Here is a 23,274-nt window from a genome sequence, read left to right on the forward strand (position 1 = left end):
TTTTATTCAAAATTGTAATCTGTAACTATCATCTTTCTATCAGTTGTTTGATCATTAAAGTATTCATAGAAAGATAATCCCATAAATCCTCCAGATATATTATAAAGATTCTTAAATCCTAAGTTTTGAAGTGCTAATACTGCATTGTAACTTCTTTGTCCACTTCTACAGTGTAAGTAAAGCGGCTTATCAGTAGGTATTTCATCTAATCTTTCTCTAAATTCACTAAGAGGTAAGTTAATAGCTCCAATTACATGACTTTGCTCATATTCATCTTTTTCTCTTACATCTATTACACAAGCACCGTTTTCTACTAATTCTCTTACATCAGCTGCATGCACTTGGTCAAATGAACCATTTAATAAGTTAGAAGCTACATACCCTGCAAAGTTTACTACATCTTTAGCAGTTCCAAATGGTGGAGCATAACATAATTCTAAATCTCTTAAATCATCTACAGTTGCACCCAATTTAATAGCTGTAGCAATTACATCTACTCTCTTGTCTACATTTCCTTTACCAATTGCTTGAGCTCCTAATACTCTTCCTGTTGGTACTTCATATACTAATTTGAAATGTACACCTTCGCATTGTGGCATTAATCCAACTTTATCCCCTGGAATTATTTTAACTGTATCGTATTTTATATTCATATTAAGAGCCTTGATTAAACCTTCATTTAATCCTGTAGAAGCTCCATTATAATTGAATACTTTTATTACAGATGATCCTATGAAACCTGTATTTAGTATAGGCATTCCATTTATGTGATCTGCTACTCCTCTTGCTTGCTTTTGAGCAGGTCCTGCTAAAGGTAATTTAGTAACAGAGTTAGTTAATGCATGATAAACTTCAATAGCATCTCCTACAGCATATATATCTTTGTCATTAGTTCTGTAGTTTTGATCTGTTTTTATTGCTCCTGTTTGTCCTAATTCTAATCCTGCTTTTACAGCTAATTCAGTTTCTGGAATAACACCAATTGCCATAACAACTACTTCAGCATCTATTTTTTTACCTGATTCTAGAATAACTGTATTTTTATCAAAAGAACTTACTTTGTCTCCTACGATTAGATTTACTCCATGATCATGTAACTCTTTATGTAAAATTTGCACCATATCATAATCGAATGGTTTCATAATTTGAGGCATGGCTTCTATTAAAGTTACATTGTAACCAGCTTCTTTTAAATTCTCAGCTGCTTCAACTCCGATGAATCCTCCACCTATTATTGATACATTTTTAGTTTCTATTGATTTCACGAACTTGTTTAACTTATCTATATCTACAACATTTCTAATTGAAAATGTATTTACGTTTTCAATTCCTGGAATCGGAGGAACTATTGGCTTTGCCCCTGGAGACAATATTAATTTGTCATATGCTTCTGTATATTCTTCACCAGTTAATACATTCTTAACTGTTATTTCTTTATTTTCTTTATCAATTGATAATACTTCATTGTTTACTCTAGCTTCTATCTTATATTGTTTTAAGAATTTTTCTGGATGCATAAGAACTAAATCATCTGCACCTTCTACTACACCACTTAGATGGTATGGTAAACAACAATTTGAGAACGATACATGAGGTCCTCTTTCAAACATTATTATTTGATCTTCTTCGCTGTGTCTTCTTAATCTAGCTGCTGCAGATGCTCCACCTGCAACTCCCCCAACTATTAAAATTTTTCTGCTCATTTATAATACCTCCACTATATTAATTTAAAACTATGTATTTTAAAGTTTCTCTTTGTTAATTTCCTCTCAAATTAATTATAATGCACCTTATTCTCTTTTCATAATAAGCATGTGTTATGCACTATAAGAGTTTTTTATACTTTGTTAAAACATCTACAAAAATTCGCTTTATGCTAACGCATAAGCTCATGTCGCCAACGAGTCCTAACGGGCTCCGTTGCTCAAAATAGTTGTAAGTATAGTTCTTCCATAAACGTTATATGATTATTGAAATTCATATAATTAAATTATAAAAAATCGTCTAGTTGCTACAAACAAAAAGAGGGCATATGCCCTCTTCCTATACTGCTTTATTAAAAATTTTATCTTCAAGTTCTTGATGAGAAAGACTTCTGTATTCTTTGCAGACTGCTAAATAGAATACAATTCCTAAAACAATCCATAAACCTAAAATAATTAATACCTGTTTTGATAAAGATGAAGGTAGTCCTGGAATCAACAGTAATCCAAGAAATCCTGATGAAAAAATGCATCCTAGTATTGAACTTATTTTAAGTAGTTTGTTTTTTTCAAAGTCATTACTCTCTTTTGCTATTTTATACGATGCCATGGATGTATGTAAAAAACCTACAGCTGCTCCAAGTGAAGACATATCTACTATCCACCCTAGAACTTCACGCCCAAACCAAGGAGCTATCATCGAACAAGCTCCAACAAAAATTATAGCATTTGCTGGAGTATTATATTTAGGATGTAATTTACCAAACCAATACGGCAATGCACTTGACCTACCCATAGAATATAAAAGCCTACTAGCTGCAACATAGAATCCATTTATACCTGCTATTATCGCGGCAAATAATGATATAAATAACAGCATCATACCAAATTTACCTAATATGTATTGAACAGCCTGTCCAGTTGCCCAGTCAGGATTGCTTAATATAAATTCTTCCCACGGAAACACAATAGCTGTAATAGTATTAACTGAAATGTACATGAAAAAACCAAAAAAAATCGTTGCTAACATTAATTTAAAAACAAGTCTAGGAGAAAAATCATATTCTTCTGCAACTTGTGGAATAGAATCAAATCCAACGAATAAAAATGGGGTTATTGCTACAATAGATAATATACCTTTTATTGGATTTATATTTGAAGGAAACATAGGTATAAAATTGCTATATTCAACTTCATTATTTATTAATATAGCAATTAAAAGAAAAAAGACTGAACCTACTAGAGAACCTGTAATAATATTTTGCAGATTACCTGTCATCTTTACACCTTTTATATTTGTATATGCAAAGATAATTACTGCTACTATACCAAGTAAAACTTCACCTACAAATACTTTTGAACCTTCTATTGAATATAAATAGCCTATTTCAAAAATTCCTGGAAAAGCCTGTTTGCTAATCACACCTAAAGCAGTAGCATTAAAAGGTACAATGCTAATATAACAAAGGACTAAAAACCATCCGCAAATAAAAGCATGATTTCTTTCGAAAGCTTTAAATGAAAAAGCATATTCTCCTCCAGCTACTGGATATTTGTTAATCATATACCCGTAATTATATGCGATAATACACAACATTATTGCACCAATAAATAATCCGATAACAGTTCCTAATGGTCCTGCTGTTTTTAAAAACACGTCACCAGGTAATAAAAAACATCCTGATCCAATAATAGCGCCCAATGCTAATGCAACTATATTTAAGGGACTTAAATTCCTTTTTAATTCAGTATTTTGATTCATACCTTATACTCCATCCTGTAATTTTGTATATCATTAAATCGATATCATTTAAATTACATTTGTTAATTTTGTCTCAATTTATTATAATATACGTGCCTATATTTTTATCATAACTATATTTTATACACTATAAGAATCTTTTATATTTCGTTAAATCTTCTACAATTTAGCTTTATATGGCTTGTTATTTTGTATAAAGATATTTATTTTTGTATAATATAATGATAATATTAATAGGTATTTTAATATTTTTTTATCATTTCAAGGATGTGACGATATGAATTTACAATATCTCCAGTCATTTTATATAACGGTAAAATGCAACAGTATATCAAAAGCAGCAAAAAATCTTCATCTTACTCAGCCAGGACTAAGTATACAGCTTCAAAACTTGGAAAAGGAACTGGGAGCAAGTCTTCTAAAGAGAAGTAATAAAGGAGTTGAATTAACTGAAGAAGGAAAAGTCGTATTCGACTATGCAGATACATTGCTGTCAATTCAAGGAAATATTCAACGTGATTTGAAAGATCTACAACAAAATCGACCAAAGCTAATGATAGGTTCTTGCAAAAGTGTAGGAGAATATGCACTTCCTTGTAGCATATATACATTTAAAAAGCTTAACAAAGAAGTAGATATTCGTATGGAAGTCAACAGCTCTGCTAATGTAATTGAAAATTTGCGTAAACACACTATTAATATTGGAATAATTCAACACGACTCAAAAGAAGATGATATAGTTACTCAAACTATTATATCTGATGAATTACTTTTAGTAGGAAACCATTCTGATTCTCCAAAACAAATTTCAATTGAAGAACTTAAAGAAATTCCTTTGATTCTACGCGAAAAAAATTCAGGAACACGATACTTAATTGAAAAAGCATTGAAAGAAAAGGGCCTTAATATGCAAGAACTGAATGTTGTATATGATTTAAATTCCCCAGAAGCTATTAAATCTTCTATTCTTTCAGGGAAAGGATTTTCTTTTTTACCAAAGTTGATCATTCAACAAGAATTAAAAGAAAATCTAATTCAACCAGTTGAAGTAGATGATCTTAAAATTCCTTTTGAGTATTATGTAGCTTCTAGAGAAAAATATACATTTACTCATTATGAGCAAATGTTTGTAGACTTTATTATTTCTAGTAAAAGAGGATTCTGCTAAAAAATTCGTAAGTGCAGATTTCCAATCAATCTTATGCACAAGTCGAAAGTCATATAGTTTATTTATATTTAAAAAAGAGGGCATAAGCCCTCTTTTTATTACAATAAAAATTTTATTAAAATCTTGCATCCTACCCATGCTCCTAATATAGCGAAAACGCCAAACACCCACGCATGCAAAGAGAATGATGGAATTCCACTGAAAAAAGCACCTATATTACATCCTGTAGCTAGTCTTGTTCCGTACCCCATCATAATTCCACCGAGTAATGCAAAAATAAACTGTTTTTTACTTTTTATTTTCTTCCATTTGAATTGAGATGCCATCAATGTAGCTATCAAAGATCCTACGATAACACCCATATTTAAAATTGTATATTTATTAATGAATGCGTTATGTTCTACAATTACAGAGCTATAATAATGTTGAAAATGATTGAAATACTCCCAACTGAAAGGATCTAATCCGAACAATTGTAAAATTCCAACTCCCCACAGTAAAAATCCACTTGTAATTTGCCAACTTATACCGCTAGTAGCTAGTAAGATAACATTCAGTAGTCCTAGTAAAATTCCACCTACCCAATAAGGCCATGGCTTTTTTAACCACTTTGTAATGGACTTCATCATATACCCCCTCTACTTTTATTTTGGCTTCTCAATATATACTTCCCACTCTCCATCCTCTACCTCAACAACTTGTATCGGATAGTTATTCTTTTCTCCCCATTCATTAAAAGCAACGCCTACACAACTATGATCCGAATGAAGTATTAAAATATCTCCAGGATCCATTGTTTTTAATTCCTTCATTGCCTTTAGTATAGGAACAGGACATGCTTCATATAAACAATCTATTTCTCTTACTGCCATAACTTCTCCCCCATTTATATATCTTTTCAACGTCTATTTTCATACCATGATGCTAATCTATGCAGACCTAATAATATTGCTATTTGAACTACTACAACAATCCTAAAATCTAAATATTCAGGGAAGTAAATAGTCTTTGATTTTTCAATAATATTGTTATACCAAAACGAATAATCCTTAGCTCCAAGAACAGTTCCAATCAAAAAACCAATAAGAACAACCCATTGTAAACCATGTCCTTCCCCTATTCTCATCAATACACCTGAGCCACATCCTCCTGCAATTATCATTCCAACTCCAAACAAAAAAGCTCCAATCATTACATGTATTCCTACAGAAGTTACAGCTCCTGGAATCAAATCATAATCAATAGGATTATGTTGAAGATAACTATGTTGTACAACAGCAAACCCAATAGTACTTATAATCATTGCCAGCAACATCGCCCTTAGTAATTTAGTATTTCCAACAAGAAAAGGGTCCCTAAATGCTGCTGAAAAGCAAAATCGTGAATATCTTAAAACAATTCCTATTCCAATTCCCAATATCCAACATACAGCATACGTATATTGCTTTTGTAAAAGTATAATAAATAATATTATTGCAATTAAAATCAATCCAATACTATACGGAATCTGACTTTTTTTCTTTTTTCCTTTTCTCTCACGTTGTTTAATTAAATCAGCCATTTCATTTGATAACATAATATCATCCTTTTTAAACAGAGTTAATACCTATATATCACTTTACATAATTATATAGTATTCATTCTTACATCTCAACAATCTGCACTACTTACATTATTTTTACAAGTCTATTATTTGACTCCTATTCCTTTGATAAATATAAAGCATGCTTTGCCAAACATTTCAAAATCAACAACTTTAAAGTTTGCCTTTTCTATAAGTTTCAAAGTTTCTCTATTCACATTACATTTACCTATCATTTTCCATGCCCCATTTAATGTGTTCAATAATTTTCTATAATGTACTTGTTCTGGCAAGACATGTTCAATAAAATAAACTCGTCCTCCAGGCTTCAACACTCTAAATACTTCGCTCAGTACTATATCTGGATTATCTACTGAACAATATATTAAAGTAGATACAACGGAATCAAATGTATTGTCCTCAAATGGTAACTTTTCTGCATTTCCTTCTATAAAATTAATATCTATAGACTTGTTTAATGAATGATTTTTAATAATATTATTGAACTTTATATCAACTATTGTTAGTTCTGATATTTTTTCATTTCTATAATAATTGAAATTAACCCCTGTTCCAGCCCCTATTTCTAGTACATTCCCATGTACTTGAGATATTAATTCGCTTCTTCGTTTATGCAAAGCTTTCTTTTCAAATGGTTTCATAAATATATTAAATATTGTTGGTGTTAATTCCATTATATTTCTCCTTTTCGCTGTTTCACTATTTTGTCTTCGAATCACGCATACAGTCAATATCAACAATTAACTGTATAACTATTATATAGTTACCTCAATATATTAGTAAACAGGATACTTTTGTATTAAATAAACCTCCTGTTTTACCATAAGGTAATTCAGGAGGTTTCTTTATGCTTTTATATCTTTATTATTACATAATTTAATCTCTTTCTTATCAAATTTAATATTTACTTTTTTACCATATACCAAATACATTATCAAAATTAAAGTAGCAACTTCACCTAAAATAATAGAAACCCAAATTCCTATATCTCCTATTATCAAAGGAAGCACTATTAAGAATACTATTGTAAATACCATCCCTCTACTTGTAGATATAATATTTGCTATCTTTGATTTTTCTGTCGATTGATAATAAGTCACGTTGACTATATTTATTGAAGCTATAACAAATGAGAAACCATAAATTATCATAGCATCATAAGTTAACTTTATAAGTGTTTTATCATTATTAAAAATACTAATTATTTGTTCTCCAAATACTAACAACATTAAATATATTAATGTTGAAGCTACAAAATTAGTTTTTAATCCCATTTTAAATACTTTATTTACTTTATCATAATCTTTTTTTCCATAGTTATAACTTAGCAACGGTTGAATTCCTTGAGAAATACCTATAAACAATGCCAAAAGTACAGTACTTATATATCCAATTATACTAAATCCAGCAATACCAATTTCTCCAATTCTTCTTATTATAACCTGATTAAAAGCAAATACACTAATTGCAGGTGATACCTGAACCATAAACTCTGGTGTTCCTGTCTTTAAAATTCTTATAAGATCAGCCTTATTTAGCTTAGGCATATATAACTTAAGTTTTCCTTTTTTTCTTGCAAAATGAGTTAAAAGAAGTAATACACTCGCTAATTGTCCTAATCCTGAAGCTATCGCAGCACCAGCTATTCCTAATTTAAATATAAATATAAAAGTATAATCTAAAGCTATATTAGTTATTGCTCCTAAAATAAGAGAAATCATAGCCAAATTTGGATTTCCATCATTTCTAACAAATGCACTTAAAGCTAAACTACCTGAAAATCCAATACCAAACATCATATAATAACGAAGATATTCAGCCGTACCTTTTACCAGCTCATCGCTTGCACCTAGCATTCTAGCTATTTGCTCTGGAAAAACAACACTCACTATCGATAATACAGCACTTATAACTACTATTAAGAATAAACTTTCTAAGAATATATTATTACCTTCCTCATGCTTATTCTCTCCAAATTTTATGGACATTATTGCTGCCCCACCCATAGTTATCATCATACTTATAGCCATCATCAAGGTTGTAACAGGCAAAGCCACATTTATTGAACCTAAAGCGCTTGCTCCTACTCCTCTACCTACAAATATTCCATCAACAACTATATAAAGTGCCGAAACCATCATACCTATTACAGATGGCACTGCATATTTTCTAAACTCTTTCCATAATGACTTCATAATATCATCCCTCCTAGAAAAGATTATAAAGTCTATACTATGTATAGAGTCAATAGTTTTAAATTAAAATTTGTAACTCATATAATAAATCGTCATTCTCCCATTGTTCCAATGTGTTAAATAGCTGAACTTCTACTCCAATACCTGTAGGATTAATGTTATTTTCTTTTATATATTTTCTTAACTTGTCTATAGCAATATCTCTTTCATTCTTAAAATATGCTATGCATATAAATTTCCCCTCTGGTATATCTTTAATGTCTAATTTGTTATTTTCAATATCATCAATATAAATTGTTGAATAAAGACTCTTATAAGATAATTCACCTTCATTTAAAAATGAATCTAAATAAATAAAATACCCTGTTTCTCCTTCAAAGCTCATATCATTTGATTCCAAAACTTTATCTAATTTTCTAAGTTTTATTTCAATATCACTTTCTTTATCTTTCTTACTCAATAAAACATCCATAATGAATCTCTTCTCAATTTCTCTAAAATATATTTCGTTAGTTTCTTTGCATTCTATTGCATATTTTATTTTATCTTCTATACGTCCTATATCCTCACTTATTTTCTTTAATCTAACTATCTCTTTTTCTACTATATCTTGTTGCTTCTTTATAAATGATAACACCTTTACAATATCGTTGTTATGTAGTACCTCCCCAAGCTCTTTTAAAGGAGCTCCTATATATTTTGAATACTTTATTAAATCTAAATATATAAATTGATCTATTGTATAATATCTATAATTGCTCTGCGGATCAACATAAGCAGGTTTTAAAAGCCCCATTCTATCATATAGTCTAAGAGCTTGAATAGATATATTATTAATCTTAGCTGTTTCTCCTATTGAAAAATGTTTTTTCATAAAATCCTCCATAATATAACTATATAGATTTAGTTCTTAATTACGAATTACTATAGTTTGATTATATCTCAAATATATATTTTCTATTATACTTATTACATTTATTTGTGCTTATTTTAATAATTTATTTTATTCTCTATAATAATTAAAAAAGTTAGGAAAAATATTTCCTAACTTTTTTATATAACTTCCTATTATTTTATTATTACATTGGTAACTGATTTTTCAAGGCAATGCTAATATAAGGTTTAATTTGAATTTCTAACTGCTTATCTATTAAATGATCCGAAATAAGTATTATTGCCTCTGTCTTTATTTCCTTACCATTTTCATCTTCATGCATTTCTATTCTATATTCAATATTATCTATTAAAATGTGATTTATACTCACTAGATCTCTACCTTCTTTGAACCAAATTAGAGAAAACATATTATTTTCATCACAATCTAATATTAATTTATTAGATAAATCAATTGTATTCCAATCAGCTATATATGTTGTATCAACTACTATTTCATTTTCTTTTTTCTCTATCAAATAGTGATAAAATCCATCTTCATCTATTTGACAACTCTTTTTAAATAATTTTTCGAAGAAGTCACTTACACTACCAGATACTCTTATTTCAAAATCTCTCATAGTTTCAAGCTTTCCTCTATATTCAACTTGTTCACTTTCAATTAACGCTCTAACTCTATAGTCAATATAAGTATCACCAATAAGTTGATCCGACTTTCCCATTGTAGCTCCAATAATTCTCGCTGCTTTTTTAAAGTTGAAAGTACAATTTGATAATATATCATTATCATAATAGCTTTCATCTACCCCAATTATTTTATTATCTTTTAAAATCCTCAAATTTTCTTTAGATTTTCTAAGATCTTCCCAATCATTTATTAAAAAATTACATTTTTCTTTTTCTAATTTCTTCATTGTTAAAATCAAATGACTTATTTCTTCAGGAGCACACTCTCCAAAAGCTCTTGGATTATATCCATTTTCGTTATAACTTGTTATATATGAATCTGAAACATTAACTTCATATAAATTTTTATTTCTTAATAATGAACTTAAATAGCTAAGTCCTACTTGATCGTTAGTATTTTTCCCATACCATATTACAACTTTTGAATCTGGATCAATATCTTTTATGCTTTTATATGTGTGGATAAATTCTTTTTCAATATCCTCATAATACTCATCTACAGAAATTTTATTAAATATTTTTTCAAAGTATTCTATTCTTTTTTTTAGTCCTATTTCAGTATCAATTTCATATATTGGTCCGATAGAATAGTCTTCTCTAAAATTTATTATCTCACCATTAAATTCATTCTTGTTAGTTTTAAAAAAATATTTTAATGTTCCTGCAGCTGAGTCTCCAAAAGTAATATGAACAAATTTACTCAATGTCTATTTCTCCCTTCAAATTCGTAATAGTTTAATATAATTGTATTTTATCCTAAAGATAAGAGTTCTACAACGTTACTCACTTTTAATTTTTATTGACAAATAAAGATTACAGATGTAATATTAAACATAGATTACAAACGTAATAATAAGTAAAGGAGTTTTATTATATGAATAAAAAAATACCTAAAATATCTGATAGTGAATATGAAATCATGAAAATTATTTGGAAACAGAATCCTATAAAATCGCAGGATATCGTAGAACAAGTAGATGTAGCTAATGGTTGGAGTGAAAAAACCATCAAAACTATGATTAATAGACTTCTAAAGAAGGAAGCAATCGATTATAAAAAAGATGGCAAAGCTTATCTTTACTATCCATTAATAAAAGAAGCTGATTATAAAAAAATAGAAAACCATTCATTTCTAAAAAGAGTTTACAACGGTTCCCTCAATGCTATGTTTGTTCACTTTATAAAAGATATGAAGTTATCTTCCAAAGAAATAGATGAATTAAAAAATCTATTAGATGAGGAAAATGAATAATGATAAATTTTACTAATATTTTATTTATAATGTCATTGAAAACAAGTATTTTGATATTGATAATATTGACAGTCAAATTTCTATTCAATAAATTTTTTACTGCACAAACACATTATATAATATGGTTTCTACTCTTTATATCACTTACTGTTCCCTATACTGTTCAAAGCAATATAAGTATATATAATGTTCCAAAATACTTTACTCAAAATAAATATATTTCAAAAGCACAATTTAATTATAATAATTCTTCAAGTAATATAAACAATTATAATAACTTTATAAGATATCCTTATTTAAACAATAATAAATCTATCTCAAAAGAAAAAGACACTACTTCAACAACAGCAAAAGAAAATCAAAATACATTTAATATATTTGAGTCACTTAAAAATATTTTTACATACATATGGTTACTAGGATTTCTTTTATTAAGCTTTATTGTTTTTATAAAAACAATTCGTTCTAATAAGTTAATACGTATGGAAGAAGATATATTAGATACACAAAAATTATCCATTCTCAATAACTGCAAAGAACTATTGGGAATAAAGCAAAATTTAAGATTAATAAAAACAACAAAATTTTCTACACCTAGTTTAGTTGGTATTTTTTCTCCTAGAATTCTTTTACCAGAAAAAATTTTATACCGTTTTGATAATGAACAATTAGAATTAATACTACTCCATGAATTATCTCATTTAAAAAGAAAAGATATATTGATGAATTGGATTATATTGATTTATCAATTAATCTATTGGTTTAACCCAATTATATGGATAGGTTTTTATAAAATGAAAAATGATATGGAAGTAGCTTGCGACGCACATGTATTGAATAACTTGAAAAAAGAAAAACATATTTTTTATGGAAAAATTATTATAGATCTATTAGATTATATTTCTAAGCCTAGCTTTATTCCAGTATCTACGAATATATTAGAAAATAAATATGAACTAAAAAGGAGAATCGTTATGATAAAAAAATTCAAAAAAACTTCTTATAAGTTAACATTTATAAGCTTTTTATTAATAGCCCTAGTTGGATGCAGTTCCATTAGTGAACCAGAAAATAACACCAACCCTACTCCTAACGAAATTTCAGAACAAGAACCTCGCAAAACCATTGGGCAAAATGATGAATATCCTTTAGGTCTACCTGATGCAAAGAAAATATTGAATAATAAAAATTGGATCATAGGTAAAGATTACGAATTTATATGGAAAACATTAGGAACTCCTTATATAAATACTTATTACGTAAATACAAAGGGTCTTAGCTCAGATGAAATATTAAACAATTTGTCTAATGAAACCATATACCCTATAAAAAGCGATGAAGACAGTAGTGCTTTGTATGTATTCATGGAAAACGATAAAATTGTAGATATGAAGATTGATGAATTTTCAGGTATACCAAGTAACACTTGGAAGGATTCTGATTATAAAGTAAACTTCTATACATCAGGTGATATTGATAAAAAAGACTTGCCTTATTTAGAAAAAGATTCTAATTTATCTAAATTTAAGAAAGAATTCTTAAATAAACCTTTATCTGATTTAAAAAACAAATTCAATCTTACACATGGTGCTAGCGAAGCTTTTAATAAAAAAGATAATTTAAAATTAACTGTTTACCCTATTATAGGTAAAGATATAACTTCCCCTTTTGCAGGAATATATGTTTTATCTGAAAATAATATAATAAAAGATATAAAAATAGATAGAGCAAATTTACAGTTAGAAAGATTAGATGAACACTTTTCGTTAACAAATAAAAGCAAGAGAAAGACTAAAAACTAGTCTTTCTCTTGCTTTTTATTTTTTTACTTCTAACATAAGTTTCTTTCTAGATATATTATTTTGTTATAAAATACTTTTTATATAATATTGGTTTTATTGTAAGAATATTGATTTTATTGCAAATAAATGTAGAAAACAAATTGAGAATTGTTTATAATTAACATAGATATATGCTATGAAAAATATGGGATAGGGAGGAACTAAAGTGAAAAGAGATTTCAAATTTGTTATTACAATGCTTTTAGTTTGTAGTTTTGTTTTTAGTGGGATTTGGTATGTAACAGCTAAAGATAAAACTAAAGGAGAATTTACTCAAGTATTTGCTTTTGGTGACAGTTATTCAGATAATGGACAGGCAAAAAAGATTTCCACAGAAATTGTAAATCAAAAAGATAGCCCCGATGGAGCATATATAAAACCTTCAGATGAATTATATTGGAATGATAGATACTCAAATGGACCTACCACAGTTGAAGTATTAGCAAAAAAATTAGATGTAAATTTAACTAATTATGCTACTGGTGGAGCTACTACAGGAAAAGAAAATTATTCTACTTGGATGGACCATTTAGGATATACAGGAGTGTTAGGACAAGTTGAAAAATTCGAAAAAAGTTTGAATGGAGCAAAGGCGGATCCTGAGGCTCTATATTTTATTTTTGCATCTGCAAACGATTATTTTTTATTTATGGATTATTCACGCCCAGGTACAGTTGAAGACGTAGCCGATAAAGCTGTCACTAATATAAACACTGCTGTTGAAGAATTATCTAAACTTGGAGCCAAGAAATTTTTTGTAGTAAATAGTAGTGATTTATCACTTGTACCTTATGAAAATACTACTAATAGAACAGACTCTGCTAAAACTTTCGTAGAACGTATAAATAAAAACCTTCCTCAAACTATGAATAAGCTTCAAAAAGATTTAAACGTTTCAATCATGGTATTTGACCACACTAAGGTCAGTGATAAGATAACTAAAAATCCTGAAAAATATGGATTAGTTGAATTAAGCAAAGAGTGTCAAAGTACTTATCCAGAAGTTAAACCAGCTCGTGAAAATCCAGATCAATACTACTTCTGGGATGAATGGCATTTTAGTCGTGTTGTTCATGAAACATTTGGAGAAGAAATGTATAATAAAGTGAAAAATTTCAAATAAAAATTTCGCTTCATGCTAACGCACGACTCATGTCACCAACAAGTCTCACGACTCTGTTGCTTAAAAATAGTTGCAAGTGTAGATCTTAATCAATATTATGTACAAATTGAAAGCTTTATAATTAAGGTATTACACCCTATAAGGAGGCATTAATTATGATTACATGGTTCAAAAGTATTCGATCACAATTTCTAACTATTACTGTAATTATTATTTTACTTTCGCTAGCAACAGTGGGAATTATGGTTAGTTACAAGGTTAATATTCAAGCAAAAAAAGATTACTTCAATAATTCTAATGAGCAAATGGAATTAATAGAGAATTCTATCAAAATATTTTATGATCAAATAGATAAAAATATAAATATGTTAGCAAAAGATCCTTTAACAATTCAAGCAGTTGATAACACAATTACTAATTATATGGATGCTACTGAAGAAACTCAAATGACTCCATCTCAAAATGGACCTATTGAGCAAAGTATTTATCAAGTATTTGATCAATATGCAAATACACATCCCGGTACATTGTATGTATATTTAGCTACTAAAGATGGTGGTTTTCTAAACTGGCCAGAGACTAGTATAAGTAAAAATTACGATCCTACGTCTAGAGACTGGTATCAAAAAGGCTTAAGTGGAAATGGTGCTATTATGAGAACAGCTCCGTATAAAGCTACTAGTGGTGCCATGGTTATAAGTAATGTATCTTCATTCACAGATGCCGATGGAAATATATTAGGTACAATAGGAATCGACGTTGATCAATCAGTTATTAGTGATATGTTGAGCAAAATGAAGATAGGTAAGACAGGTTTTTATATTCTTTTATATAATACAGGTATGATAATGGCGGACGGAAATAATGCTGATAATAATTTTAAAAATATAAAAGAAGTAAATATACCCGGATTAGAAAAAACATTAGTAGAAGATTTAAAATCATTTTCTGTTAATATTGATGGTGAAGAATATATAGTCAATCCAAGTAAAGTTGCTGGTACTGACTGGATTTTAGCATCGTTTATGTCAGAAAAGGAATTAACAGAAGGTTCTAAAAAAGTTTCTCTAATGGTTCTTATTGTTTCAACAGTCATGCTACTTTTAACAATTTTATTGATTAATAAAAGTACAAAATTAATTACTAATCCTATAATACAATCTGCTAACCATTTAAAGATTATTTCAAATGGTGATTTTTCTCAATCACTTGACACTAAATTGTTAGCAAGAAAAGACGAGATAGGCACTATTACTAATGGTATTAATACTATGAAAATTTCTTTAGTAGATTTAGTTAATAATATTAAGAATGAATCTTCAACTATCGAAGTGAAAGTAGATAATGTCGTAGATAATGTAGAGATATTAAATAATGACTTACAAGAAATAGCTGCAACTACAGAAGAGTTAGCTGCAAGTATGGAACAAACTGCTGTATCTTCTAGCCAAATGTCTATGACTTCCAAGGATATAGAAGCAGCTGTCAACTCTATTGCAGAAAGATCACAAGATGGCGCTATCTCTGCTAATGAGATTAGTAAAAGAGCGTATGCTACTAAAGAAAATGTTAATTTAGCTCAGAAAAAAGCTTATGATGTAATAATTAATACAAAAGATCAACTTGAGCAAGCAATTGAAGATTCAAAGATAGTTAATCAAATCAATATTTTATCTGAATCTATCATGGATATAGCTGAAAAAACTAATTTACTTGCTTTAAATGCTGCTATAGAAGCTGCAAGAGCTGGAGAAGCTGGAAGAGGATTTTCTGTTGTTGCTGATGAAATAAGAAAACTTGCCGAACAATCAAAAGATACCGTTCTTGAAATACAAGATGTAACAACAAAAGTTGTATCTTCAGTTAATCACCTTTCTAATAGCTCTAATAGTTTGTTAACTTTTGTATCTACAGATGTGAATAGCGATTATAAAACTATGTTGGATGTATCAGAAAAATATAGCGAAGATGCTGAGTTTGTAGCTGAGCTTGTAACTGAATTCAGTTCTACTTCAGAAGAATTACTCGCTTCTATTCAAAATGTCATAGTAACTATTGATGGTGTAGCTGAAGCAGCTTCTAATGGAGCAATGGGAACTACAAATATAGTAAATGGAGTTTCTAAAATAAGTGATAAATCTACCCAAGTAATGCAACAAGTTTTAGAATCAAAAGAAAGTACTCATGTATTAGAAGAAAACATAGAAAAATTCAAAATATAATCAACAATAATTATCTCATAATTATACCCCCAAACTAACATATAATATTTGTCAGTTTGGGGGTATTTTATATTTACATATAGTCTATTAACCGTTATTTTTTTCTTTACTTAATCTATGATATATAATCATCAGCAAAAATGCTGAAATACTCATTATTGAACACGTTATAAAACCCATTTCCAAAGAATAATCTGCTGTCTTTCCTATTACAATATTACCTACAGAAGCTATCAAACTTCCTACCATAGAATATATGGATAATATTGTAGCTCTATTTGATGTTTTAATAGTCTTGTTTTTAATATCCATTTCTATTGGACTTATCATTGCTACACTAAATGATATTAAGACAATTGTTGTAACACTCATAATAGGGCTAGCTGTAAAGATTAAAACTATACAACTTAATGAAACTAAAAAACTTAATACTATTATAGCTTTACAATTACCTAGTTTTTCACTTAAATAATTTGATTTTACTGAGAACAGCCTAATCACCTGTATACCAGCTAAAATAATACCAAAATATTTAGGATCAATTCCACTTTTTATATATTGAGGTTGGTTTAAGAAAACTGTTACAGATTGAAAAACTTCAATAGTAAGTGCAATAGCAAAAATAAAAACAATTATCGATTTATCATTGAAAGCTTGCTTGAAGCTCTCTTTGAATTTTGGTTTTACTTTATTATCAGTATTAACTTCTACTAAAAACAAAGTTAATATTGCTGCCAATGCATAAGGAAAAATCGTAAATAAAGCTGTATAATCAAGTGATATAGATACTATAAACGATGACAACACCGAAGCTAATAAGAAACCAAATGTTCCAAAAGCATTATATATGCCAAAAACACGTTGAGCTTTATCTTCTTCTATTGATGAATAGATAAGAGCTGTATCACAACCTGATAATCCAGATAATACTACTGAAAGTAGAATTCTTTCAATCAAAAATAAAACAAATGAAGTAGATATATAGAAAATTATTTTAGATATTAAAAATAACACATTAACAAATATTAATGTCTTTTTATACCCAAATCTATCTGAAAAAAATCCCCAAGGCACTTCTAGAAGAATCATACATACCCACAATATAGATTCTATAAGAAATATTTCAGACATAGAAAGACCCCTAGCTTGTCTATATAGTGTAGCTACGGGACCATAAAAAACAAAACCTTGCAAAAAAATAATTACATACATTAAGTAAATATTTCTCTTATTATTCAATTTAGAACACCTCCGAATTTACATAACAAAAAATCTTATAAACACTAGAAACTTAATTAAATTAATAAGCTTCTTAATATTCAATAAGTAGATTTTTAAAATAAATTGGTTGTTTTCTAAATTGGACGATACATAGCAAGGCCTCCTTATATAAAATAATTAATACTATAATTATACTATGATTTTATCATATATAATTACTTTTATTTTATTATCTTTTTTATATTTTTATTACATAAATCTTTAAATTTAAATTGATTCCAAAAATTATTTATTCAATTATTTTGATTTAATAAATATATATTATGTTTTTTATATAAATCATTAAATTAATAGTGTAATGATTTATGTAAAACCCCTGTAATTTAAGCCTTTGAAACCGTTGATAAAAACATTTTCTTATATTTCGAATTGTTTACTCCTTTTTACAATTGAATGTTTTCTTTATTTATTTTTACTTTTTTGAATTTTCAATCTCTTTTTTAATTTTATCTTTTTTTATCTTTCAAAAAACATATTGACATTAAAATTTTATAATCATATAATACTTGTTAATTACTCGAAAATTAAAAATATTTATTCTTATTCAAATATTTTGTCATTAGCGTATCTTTTAGTTTTGATGAAATTATATTTAAAATAAATATTTTCATAATTTATATACTTGTATTGTGTACACAATGTTCAATTATATTTTTAATCTAATTTATTAAGGAGGACTCATAATGGAAAAGAAAAACAATGATTTTATAGTTCTTGGCTTAGCTCTATTTGCCATGTTCTTCGGTGCTGGTAACTTACTCTTTCCTCCAGCATTAGGACTTGCAGCTGGCAAAAGTTGGATAATTTGTGGAATTGGATTTTTTATAACTGCAATAGGAATGCCCCTTCTAGGAATTATTGCTGGAGCTAAGGCAGGTGGTTCTGTTGATGATATAGGAAATAAAGTTGGTAAATTATTTAGTAAAGTTTTTGCTTCTATAATAATTTTAGCTATAGGACCTCTTCTAGCTATTCCTAGAACTGGTGCTACTACTTATGAAATGGGAATTAAGCCTATTTTCCCTAATGTTAGTGTTGTTTTAGTGTCTGCAGTATTTTTTGCTCTTACTCTTTATTTTGTTATAAAACCATCTAAGATGATAGATAAGATAGCTAAAATCCTTACTCCTGCTCTTATTTTAATGATACTTTTAATAATAGGAAAAGGAATTATATCGCCACTTGGTACTCCTACTGTTGCCATGGAAGGAAATGCTATTTCTAAAGGCTTTACAGATGGATATCAAACAATGGATGCTTTAGCATCTCTAGTCTTTGGTATAGTAATTCTTAATTCAATAAAAGATAAAGGTTATACAAATGTAAAGGATCAAGTTAGTATTACTATAAAAGCTGGTATAGTAGCAGCTTTAGGACTTGCTGTTGTTTATGGTGGTCTTATATATCTAGGTGCGTCTTCTAGTGGACTTTTCCCTGCTGATATTCCTATGGCTCAACTTCTTATGAGTATTACAGATAACCTTTTAGGAAGCTTTGGTAAGGTAGCTCTTGGTATAGTTGTTACCCTTGCTTGTCTTACTACATCAATCGGCCTTACTGCTACAGTTGGAAATTTCTTTAGTAATCTTACTAACGGTAAATTAAGCTATAGTATGGTAGTAATAATAACAACTTTATTTAGTGGAATTTTCGCATGTATCGGAGTTGACTCAATAGTTGCTATTGCCGTTCCACTTCTAGTAACTGTATATCCAGTTGCTATAGTACTTATAATAATGGCATCTGTAGATGAATTAATGCCTCCTGCCTCTTACCCTGGAGCAGTTCTAGGTTCATTTTTAATAAGTCTTAACGACGGTCTTGGAATATTAAATATAAAGCTAGGTCTTTTAAATACTCTAGCTTCTAAAATGCCTTTTTCAGGTCTTGGATTTGGATGGATCTTACCAGCTTTAATAGGCGGAACTATAAGTACCTTTATACTTAAATCTAGATATACTGATACAGCTAAAAAAGTTTGTTAATATATTTGATTTATAAAAAACCCACGATTTTTTTAAATCGTGGGTTTATTTTTTTACTAAGAAATTATAAAATTTTTTATTCTTCTAAAGTAATTACATTAGTAACATCTATTTCATCAAATGGTCTTCCGTTATTTTTAGATTTTTTACTATGCACCATTATCTTTTTATCCGATGGGCTCCACTGTATAGGTATATAATATTCTCCTACAGAAATCAATGATTCTTTCTTTGTTTTTACATCTACTACATAAACCCCTTCTTTTCCTTCTTCATTTGATATATATGATACCTTTGTTCCATCAGAAGACCATCTTGGGCCAAATATATAGCCCTCAGCTAAAAGCTCTTTTTGTTTCCCTTCTAAATCTGTAACTACCAATTCATTTACATTTTTATTAGGGTTTGATGTAAGCATAAGTAGTTGTTCTTTATTAGGAGATAAGCTAAAATTTTGAACATCATCTTTAACTAATTCTCTCTTTTCTTTTTTATTAATATCATAAACTTTTATTTTATCGTCATCTTTTGCTCCACGATGTATTGTTACATAATATATCTTATCTTCAACTTTTATAGGATTTGTAATACTTAGACCATTTAATGGATCTTCATTTCCCATTACTCCACTTTCTACATCCTTTATTTTATTTATAGTTCCATCAACATTTATAATAGCAAAACCTTTGATACTACTGCACGGCATAATTAGCTCTTCATCATTGATCCATCGAGCCTCGCTCAAATCATACTCATCTATAGATTTATCTGCAATTTTAGCTTTCGTATTTCCTTTTAAATCCGCAATATATCCTGTAGCTATTTTTTCAAATTCATTTCTATAAAACATATGCTTATTATTAGGAGAAATAATTGCGCCATCTTGGAATTTCGATTGATCTCCAATAATTTTTTGCTCTTTAGAATCTAAATCATATGAATAAAGACTTTTAGCTTCAAAGCTAGCCTTTAATTTTTCATTATCAATTTTTACTGGTTCTAATTCTTTATTTTCTTTTGTAATCACTACTTCATTTTCATCTAACCAATCATGTCCTATTATACCTTCATAAGTATCAATTTTAGATGCAACAATGTCTGTTGCTAAAATATCTTTTGTATCCTTTATAATAGTTATATTATCTTCTTGTCCTTCTGATTTATATTGTGCACATCCAATAGTTCCTATTAAAGAACTAATAATCAAAGTTCCTACTATTAGTTTTCTTTTTATCATTTTTCAATTCCTCCTTATTTTGTATAGGTATACTATATCCAATTAATTTTTCAAAAGAATATCTAAATGTTTCAGAACTGTAAACTTTTTTATTTTTTATAAGGCTGGGAAAGAAATCAAAAATGTGCTTCCTTTTTCTTTTGTATCTAATAATGAAATAGTTCCTTGTTGTTTCTCTATTAATTCTTTTACAAGAGGAAGCCCTAACCCTGTTCCTCCATGATGTTTAGATCTATCTCTATTTACTGTGTAAAAAGGTTCAAATATCTTGTCTCTTGCTTTTTTTGGAATACCAATTCCTGTATCTGCTACTTCTATAAATACTTTTTTATCCTTAGTATAACTATTAATTAATATTTTTCCTTGAGGTTCATTATATTTTATTGCATTGTCTATTAAATTAATAAAAATATGCATTAAATTTTCTCTATCTCCTAGAATACAACTAGATTGTATACTTTGTATTATATTAATATTAAACTTTTTAGCTTTTCCTTGCATTCGACTACAGATTTCTTCTAATATATCTTTCACATCTATTCTTTCAGATTGAACTTCAAAATCATATTTTTGCAATGAGGATAAATACAAACTCTTCTCTACCATTTCATATAATCTTTGCGTCTCTTTTACTATATTAACTTTTGCATCTTTCAGTAAATTTTCATCCTCTGGATATATATCTAGCATATCCATATATGTTTTTATAACTGTAAGAGGAGTTTTAAATTCATGTGTTATATTCCCAATAAAAGTTTTCTGCTGATTTTCTAATGCTTTTAATTTTTGTACTGCAAGTTTTAGCTTTTTGTGTTCTTCTTCCATTTCTTTTATATTTTTTTCGATTTGACTACTCATATAATAGATGTCTTCACTTAACTCACCAAGTTCATCATTTCTTTTAAGAGGAACAATAGTATTATATACTCCTTTTTTAATATCCAATGTACCTTTTCTAAGATTAACAATATTTTTAGAAATTTTACCAGAATAAATGTATGCACAAATAAAACTAAGTACAAACACAATAGTTCCTATACTTATAAAAAGCGATTTTATATCTCTATAAAAATCAATATCTTTTTTAAGAGAATAATGAAATTTAATAACTCCTATCTGATCTACATTATAAAGAGGAGCCATGTATTCTATTGAGTCTCCTACGATTTTATATGCTATTTGATTCTTAAGAGATTTAGAAAGTATATCTTTAACATCTATACTAGAATTATACGACATAGAATTGAATATTTCTTTTCCATCCATATCATATATTGCAGTATGTATTCCATTTATTGAATTCAGATATAGTACAATTTGTTGTGCATTTTTGTATAAAAATTGTTCTGTATCTTCTATTGCTGCTGTACTACTTATTTGTCTGATATATGTATTTGTAATTTTAGCCTGTTGATTTAAATAAGTTTCATAATTCTTCTTTTGATTATTTTGTATTCCTCTCAATACTAATGTACTGAGTATACTCACTGTCAAAAGTAAAAGTAGTCCCAAAAATATACTGAATTTTATCTTTATACTAACCTTCATAGACTTCACCTATAGCTTTATATCCTACTCTATATACTGTCTGTATTATATTTTCATAAGGTTTATTTAGTTTTTTTCTAAGTCTTTGAATGTGAATATCTACTGTACGAGTTCCTCCAATATACTCCATTCCCCAGATCAAATCTAAAAGCTCCTCTCTCGTATATACTCTATCTAAATTTGATAACAAAAGAACTAACAGATTAAATTCCTTAGGTGTAAACTCTATTTCTTCTCCTTTTATAAGAACTTTTCTTTGTTTTAACAAGACTTTCAAATCTTTAATTTGTATATCTTTGTCTTCAGATTTACTAGAGCTTTTATTTAATCTCCTAAGTAGAGACTTAACCCTTGCTATTATTTCTCTTATATCAAATGGCTTTGTTATATAGTCATCAGCCCCTAGCTCTAATCCTAATACTTTGTCTACAATATCGCTTTTTGAAGTAAGCATAACAATTCCTAAATCTTCTCTGTTATCTAATTTTCTGCACACTTCAAATCCATCCATTTTTGGCATCATTATATCTATAATAATCACATTAGGGTTAAAGCTTTTTATTTTATTTAATGCTTCTTCTCCATTATAAGCAGTTTCAACACTATAATTTTCTTTTTTAAAAGCATATGCAATTAAATCAGCAATACTCTTTTCATCATCTACTACTAATATTCTTTCTTCCATACGTTCTCATCCTTTCTATTTATATAAATATATCCTATATATAATAGAATTTAAACTATTTTATTATACAAAAGAACAACCGCACTGG

At 28.3% G+C, this 23,274-nt stretch carries 19 protein-coding genes; 6 read left to right on the top strand and 13 right to left on the bottom strand.

Annotated elements, in window-relative coordinates; translation table 11 throughout:
- Positions 1-2: 2 nt before the first annotated feature.
- On the bottom strand, positions 3-1,703 hold the full coding sequence (locus P4S50_RS17790; protein ID WP_277732164.1) for an FAD-dependent oxidoreductase: 1,701 nt from the start codon (positions 1,701-1,703) through the stop codon (positions 3-5).
- A 340-nt stretch (positions 1,704-2,043) separates the two neighbouring features.
- Entirely contained in the window at positions 2,044-3,465 is a 1,422-nt protein-coding gene (locus tag P4S50_RS17795) for an APC family permease (RefSeq protein ID WP_277732165.1), read from the bottom strand.
- Between the two features lie 277 nt (positions 3,466-3,742).
- Here P4S50_RS17795 and P4S50_RS17800 point away from each other — a divergent pair, with 277 nt between their 5' ends.
- Positions 3,743-4,633 carry a LysR family transcriptional regulator gene (locus P4S50_RS17800; protein ID WP_277732166.1) on the top strand — a complete coding sequence of 297 codons (891 nt, stop codon included), beginning with the start codon at positions 3,743-3,745 and terminating at the stop codon, positions 4,631-4,633.
- Between the two features lie 98 nt (positions 4,634-4,731).
- Here the strand turns inward: P4S50_RS17800 and P4S50_RS17805 are convergent, their stop codons facing one another.
- The 7 genes from P4S50_RS17805 to P4S50_RS17835 all read right to left on the bottom strand — a co-directional run bounded on the left by P4S50_RS17805 (position 4,732) and on the right by P4S50_RS17835 (position 10,716).
- A complete protein-coding gene (locus tag P4S50_RS17805; RefSeq protein ID WP_277732167.1) occupies positions 4,732-5,259 on the bottom strand; it encodes a YeeE/YedE thiosulfate transporter family protein in 528 nt (175 codons plus the stop codon).
- Between the two features lie 18 nt (positions 5,260-5,277).
- Positions 5,278-5,505, bottom strand: coding sequence for a sulfurtransferase TusA family protein (locus tag P4S50_RS17810; RefSeq protein WP_277732168.1), 228 nt, complete (start codon positions 5,503-5,505; stop codon positions 5,278-5,280).
- 26 nt (positions 5,506-5,531) lie between these two features.
- Positions 5,532-6,209 carry a YeeE/YedE thiosulfate transporter family protein gene (locus P4S50_RS17815; RefSeq protein ID WP_277732169.1) on the bottom strand — a complete coding sequence of 226 codons (678 nt, stop codon included), beginning with the start codon at positions 6,207-6,209 and terminating at the stop codon, positions 5,532-5,534.
- 113 nt (positions 6,210-6,322) lie between these two features.
- Positions 6,323-6,910, bottom strand: a complete 588-nt coding sequence (locus tag P4S50_RS17820) for a class I SAM-dependent methyltransferase (protein WP_277732170.1) — start codon at positions 6,908-6,910, stop codon at positions 6,323-6,325.
- A gap of 171 nt (positions 6,911-7,081) precedes the next feature.
- The gene (locus tag P4S50_RS17825; protein ID WP_277732171.1) at positions 7,082-8,431 is read right to left on the bottom strand and encodes an MATE family efflux transporter; all 1,350 of its coding nucleotides are present in this window, start codon (positions 8,429-8,431) and stop codon (positions 7,082-7,084) included.
- Between the two features lie 58 nt (positions 8,432-8,489).
- Positions 8,490-9,305 carry a MerR family transcriptional regulator gene (locus P4S50_RS17830; protein WP_277732172.1) on the bottom strand — a complete coding sequence of 272 codons (816 nt, stop codon included), beginning with the start codon at positions 9,303-9,305 and terminating at the stop codon, positions 8,490-8,492.
- Between the two features lie 205 nt (positions 9,306-9,510).
- Entirely contained in the window at positions 9,511-10,716 is a 1,206-nt protein-coding gene (locus tag P4S50_RS17835) for a DUF1835 domain-containing protein (RefSeq protein WP_277732173.1), read from the bottom strand.
- 170 nt (positions 10,717-10,886) lie between these two features.
- Between P4S50_RS17835 and P4S50_RS17840 the strand changes: the two genes are divergently transcribed.
- The 4 genes from P4S50_RS17840 (at position 10,887) to P4S50_RS17855 (ending at position 16,450) form a co-directional block, all read left to right on the top strand.
- Complete coding sequence (locus P4S50_RS17840) at positions 10,887-11,264, top strand: BlaI/MecI/CopY family transcriptional regulator (RefSeq protein WP_277732174.1); 378 nt, start codon at positions 10,887-10,889, stop codon at positions 11,262-11,264.
- The gene (locus P4S50_RS17845) at positions 11,264-13,066 is read left to right on the top strand and encodes a M56 family metallopeptidase (protein WP_277732175.1); all 1,803 of its coding nucleotides are present in this window, start codon (positions 11,264-11,266) and stop codon (positions 13,064-13,066) included. The genes P4S50_RS17840 and P4S50_RS17845 overlap by 1 nt, the downstream gene beginning before the upstream one ends.
- 205 nt (positions 13,067-13,271) lie before the next feature.
- Positions 13,272-14,228: an SGNH/GDSL hydrolase family protein gene (locus P4S50_RS17850; protein ID WP_277732176.1), complete on the top strand. Its 957-nt coding sequence runs from the start codon at positions 13,272-13,274 to the stop codon at positions 14,226-14,228.
- 155 nt (positions 14,229-14,383) lie between these two features.
- Complete coding sequence (locus tag P4S50_RS17855; protein WP_277732177.1) at positions 14,384-16,450, top strand: methyl-accepting chemotaxis protein; 2,067 nt, start codon at positions 14,384-14,386, stop codon at positions 16,448-16,450.
- Between the two features lie 87 nt (positions 16,451-16,537).
- On the opposite strand, the gene P4S50_RS17860 is transcribed toward P4S50_RS17855, so the two are convergent.
- Positions 16,538-17,662 carry an MFS transporter gene (locus P4S50_RS17860; RefSeq protein ID WP_277734777.1) on the bottom strand — a complete coding sequence of 375 codons (1,125 nt, stop codon included), beginning with the start codon at positions 17,660-17,662 and terminating at the stop codon, positions 16,538-16,540.
- 752 nt (positions 17,663-18,414) lie between these two features.
- On the opposite strand from P4S50_RS17860, the gene brnQ reads away from it, so the two are divergent.
- A complete protein-coding gene (gene brnQ / locus P4S50_RS17865) occupies positions 18,415-19,716 on the top strand; it encodes a branched-chain amino acid transport system II carrier protein (protein WP_277732178.1) in 1,302 nt (433 codons plus the stop codon).
- A gap of 76 nt (positions 19,717-19,792) precedes the next feature.
- Here the strand turns inward: brnQ and P4S50_RS17870 are convergent, their stop codons facing one another.
- The 3 genes from P4S50_RS17870 to P4S50_RS17880 form a co-directional block, all read right to left on the bottom strand.
- Positions 19,793-20,953 (bottom strand): TolB family protein, encoded by a 1,161-nt coding sequence (locus P4S50_RS17870; RefSeq protein ID WP_277732179.1) that lies wholly within the window; start codon positions 20,951-20,953, stop codon positions 19,793-19,795.
- A 96-nt stretch (positions 20,954-21,049) separates the two neighbouring features.
- A complete protein-coding gene (locus P4S50_RS17875; protein WP_277732180.1) occupies positions 21,050-22,501 on the bottom strand; it encodes a HAMP domain-containing sensor histidine kinase in 1,452 nt (483 codons plus the stop codon).
- A complete protein-coding gene (locus P4S50_RS17880) occupies positions 22,491-23,186 on the bottom strand; it encodes a response regulator transcription factor (RefSeq protein WP_277732181.1) in 696 nt (231 codons plus the stop codon). Before P4S50_RS17880 ends, P4S50_RS17875 begins: the two co-directional genes overlap by 11 nt.
- Positions 23,187-23,274: the final 88 nt, after the last annotated feature.

Origin of the sequence: Tepidibacter hydrothermalis (genome assembly GCF_029542625.1) — a bacterium.
GTDB classification, from domain to species: domain Bacteria; phylum Bacillota; class Clostridia; order Peptostreptococcales; family Peptostreptococcaceae; genus Tepidibacter_A; species Tepidibacter_A hydrothermalis.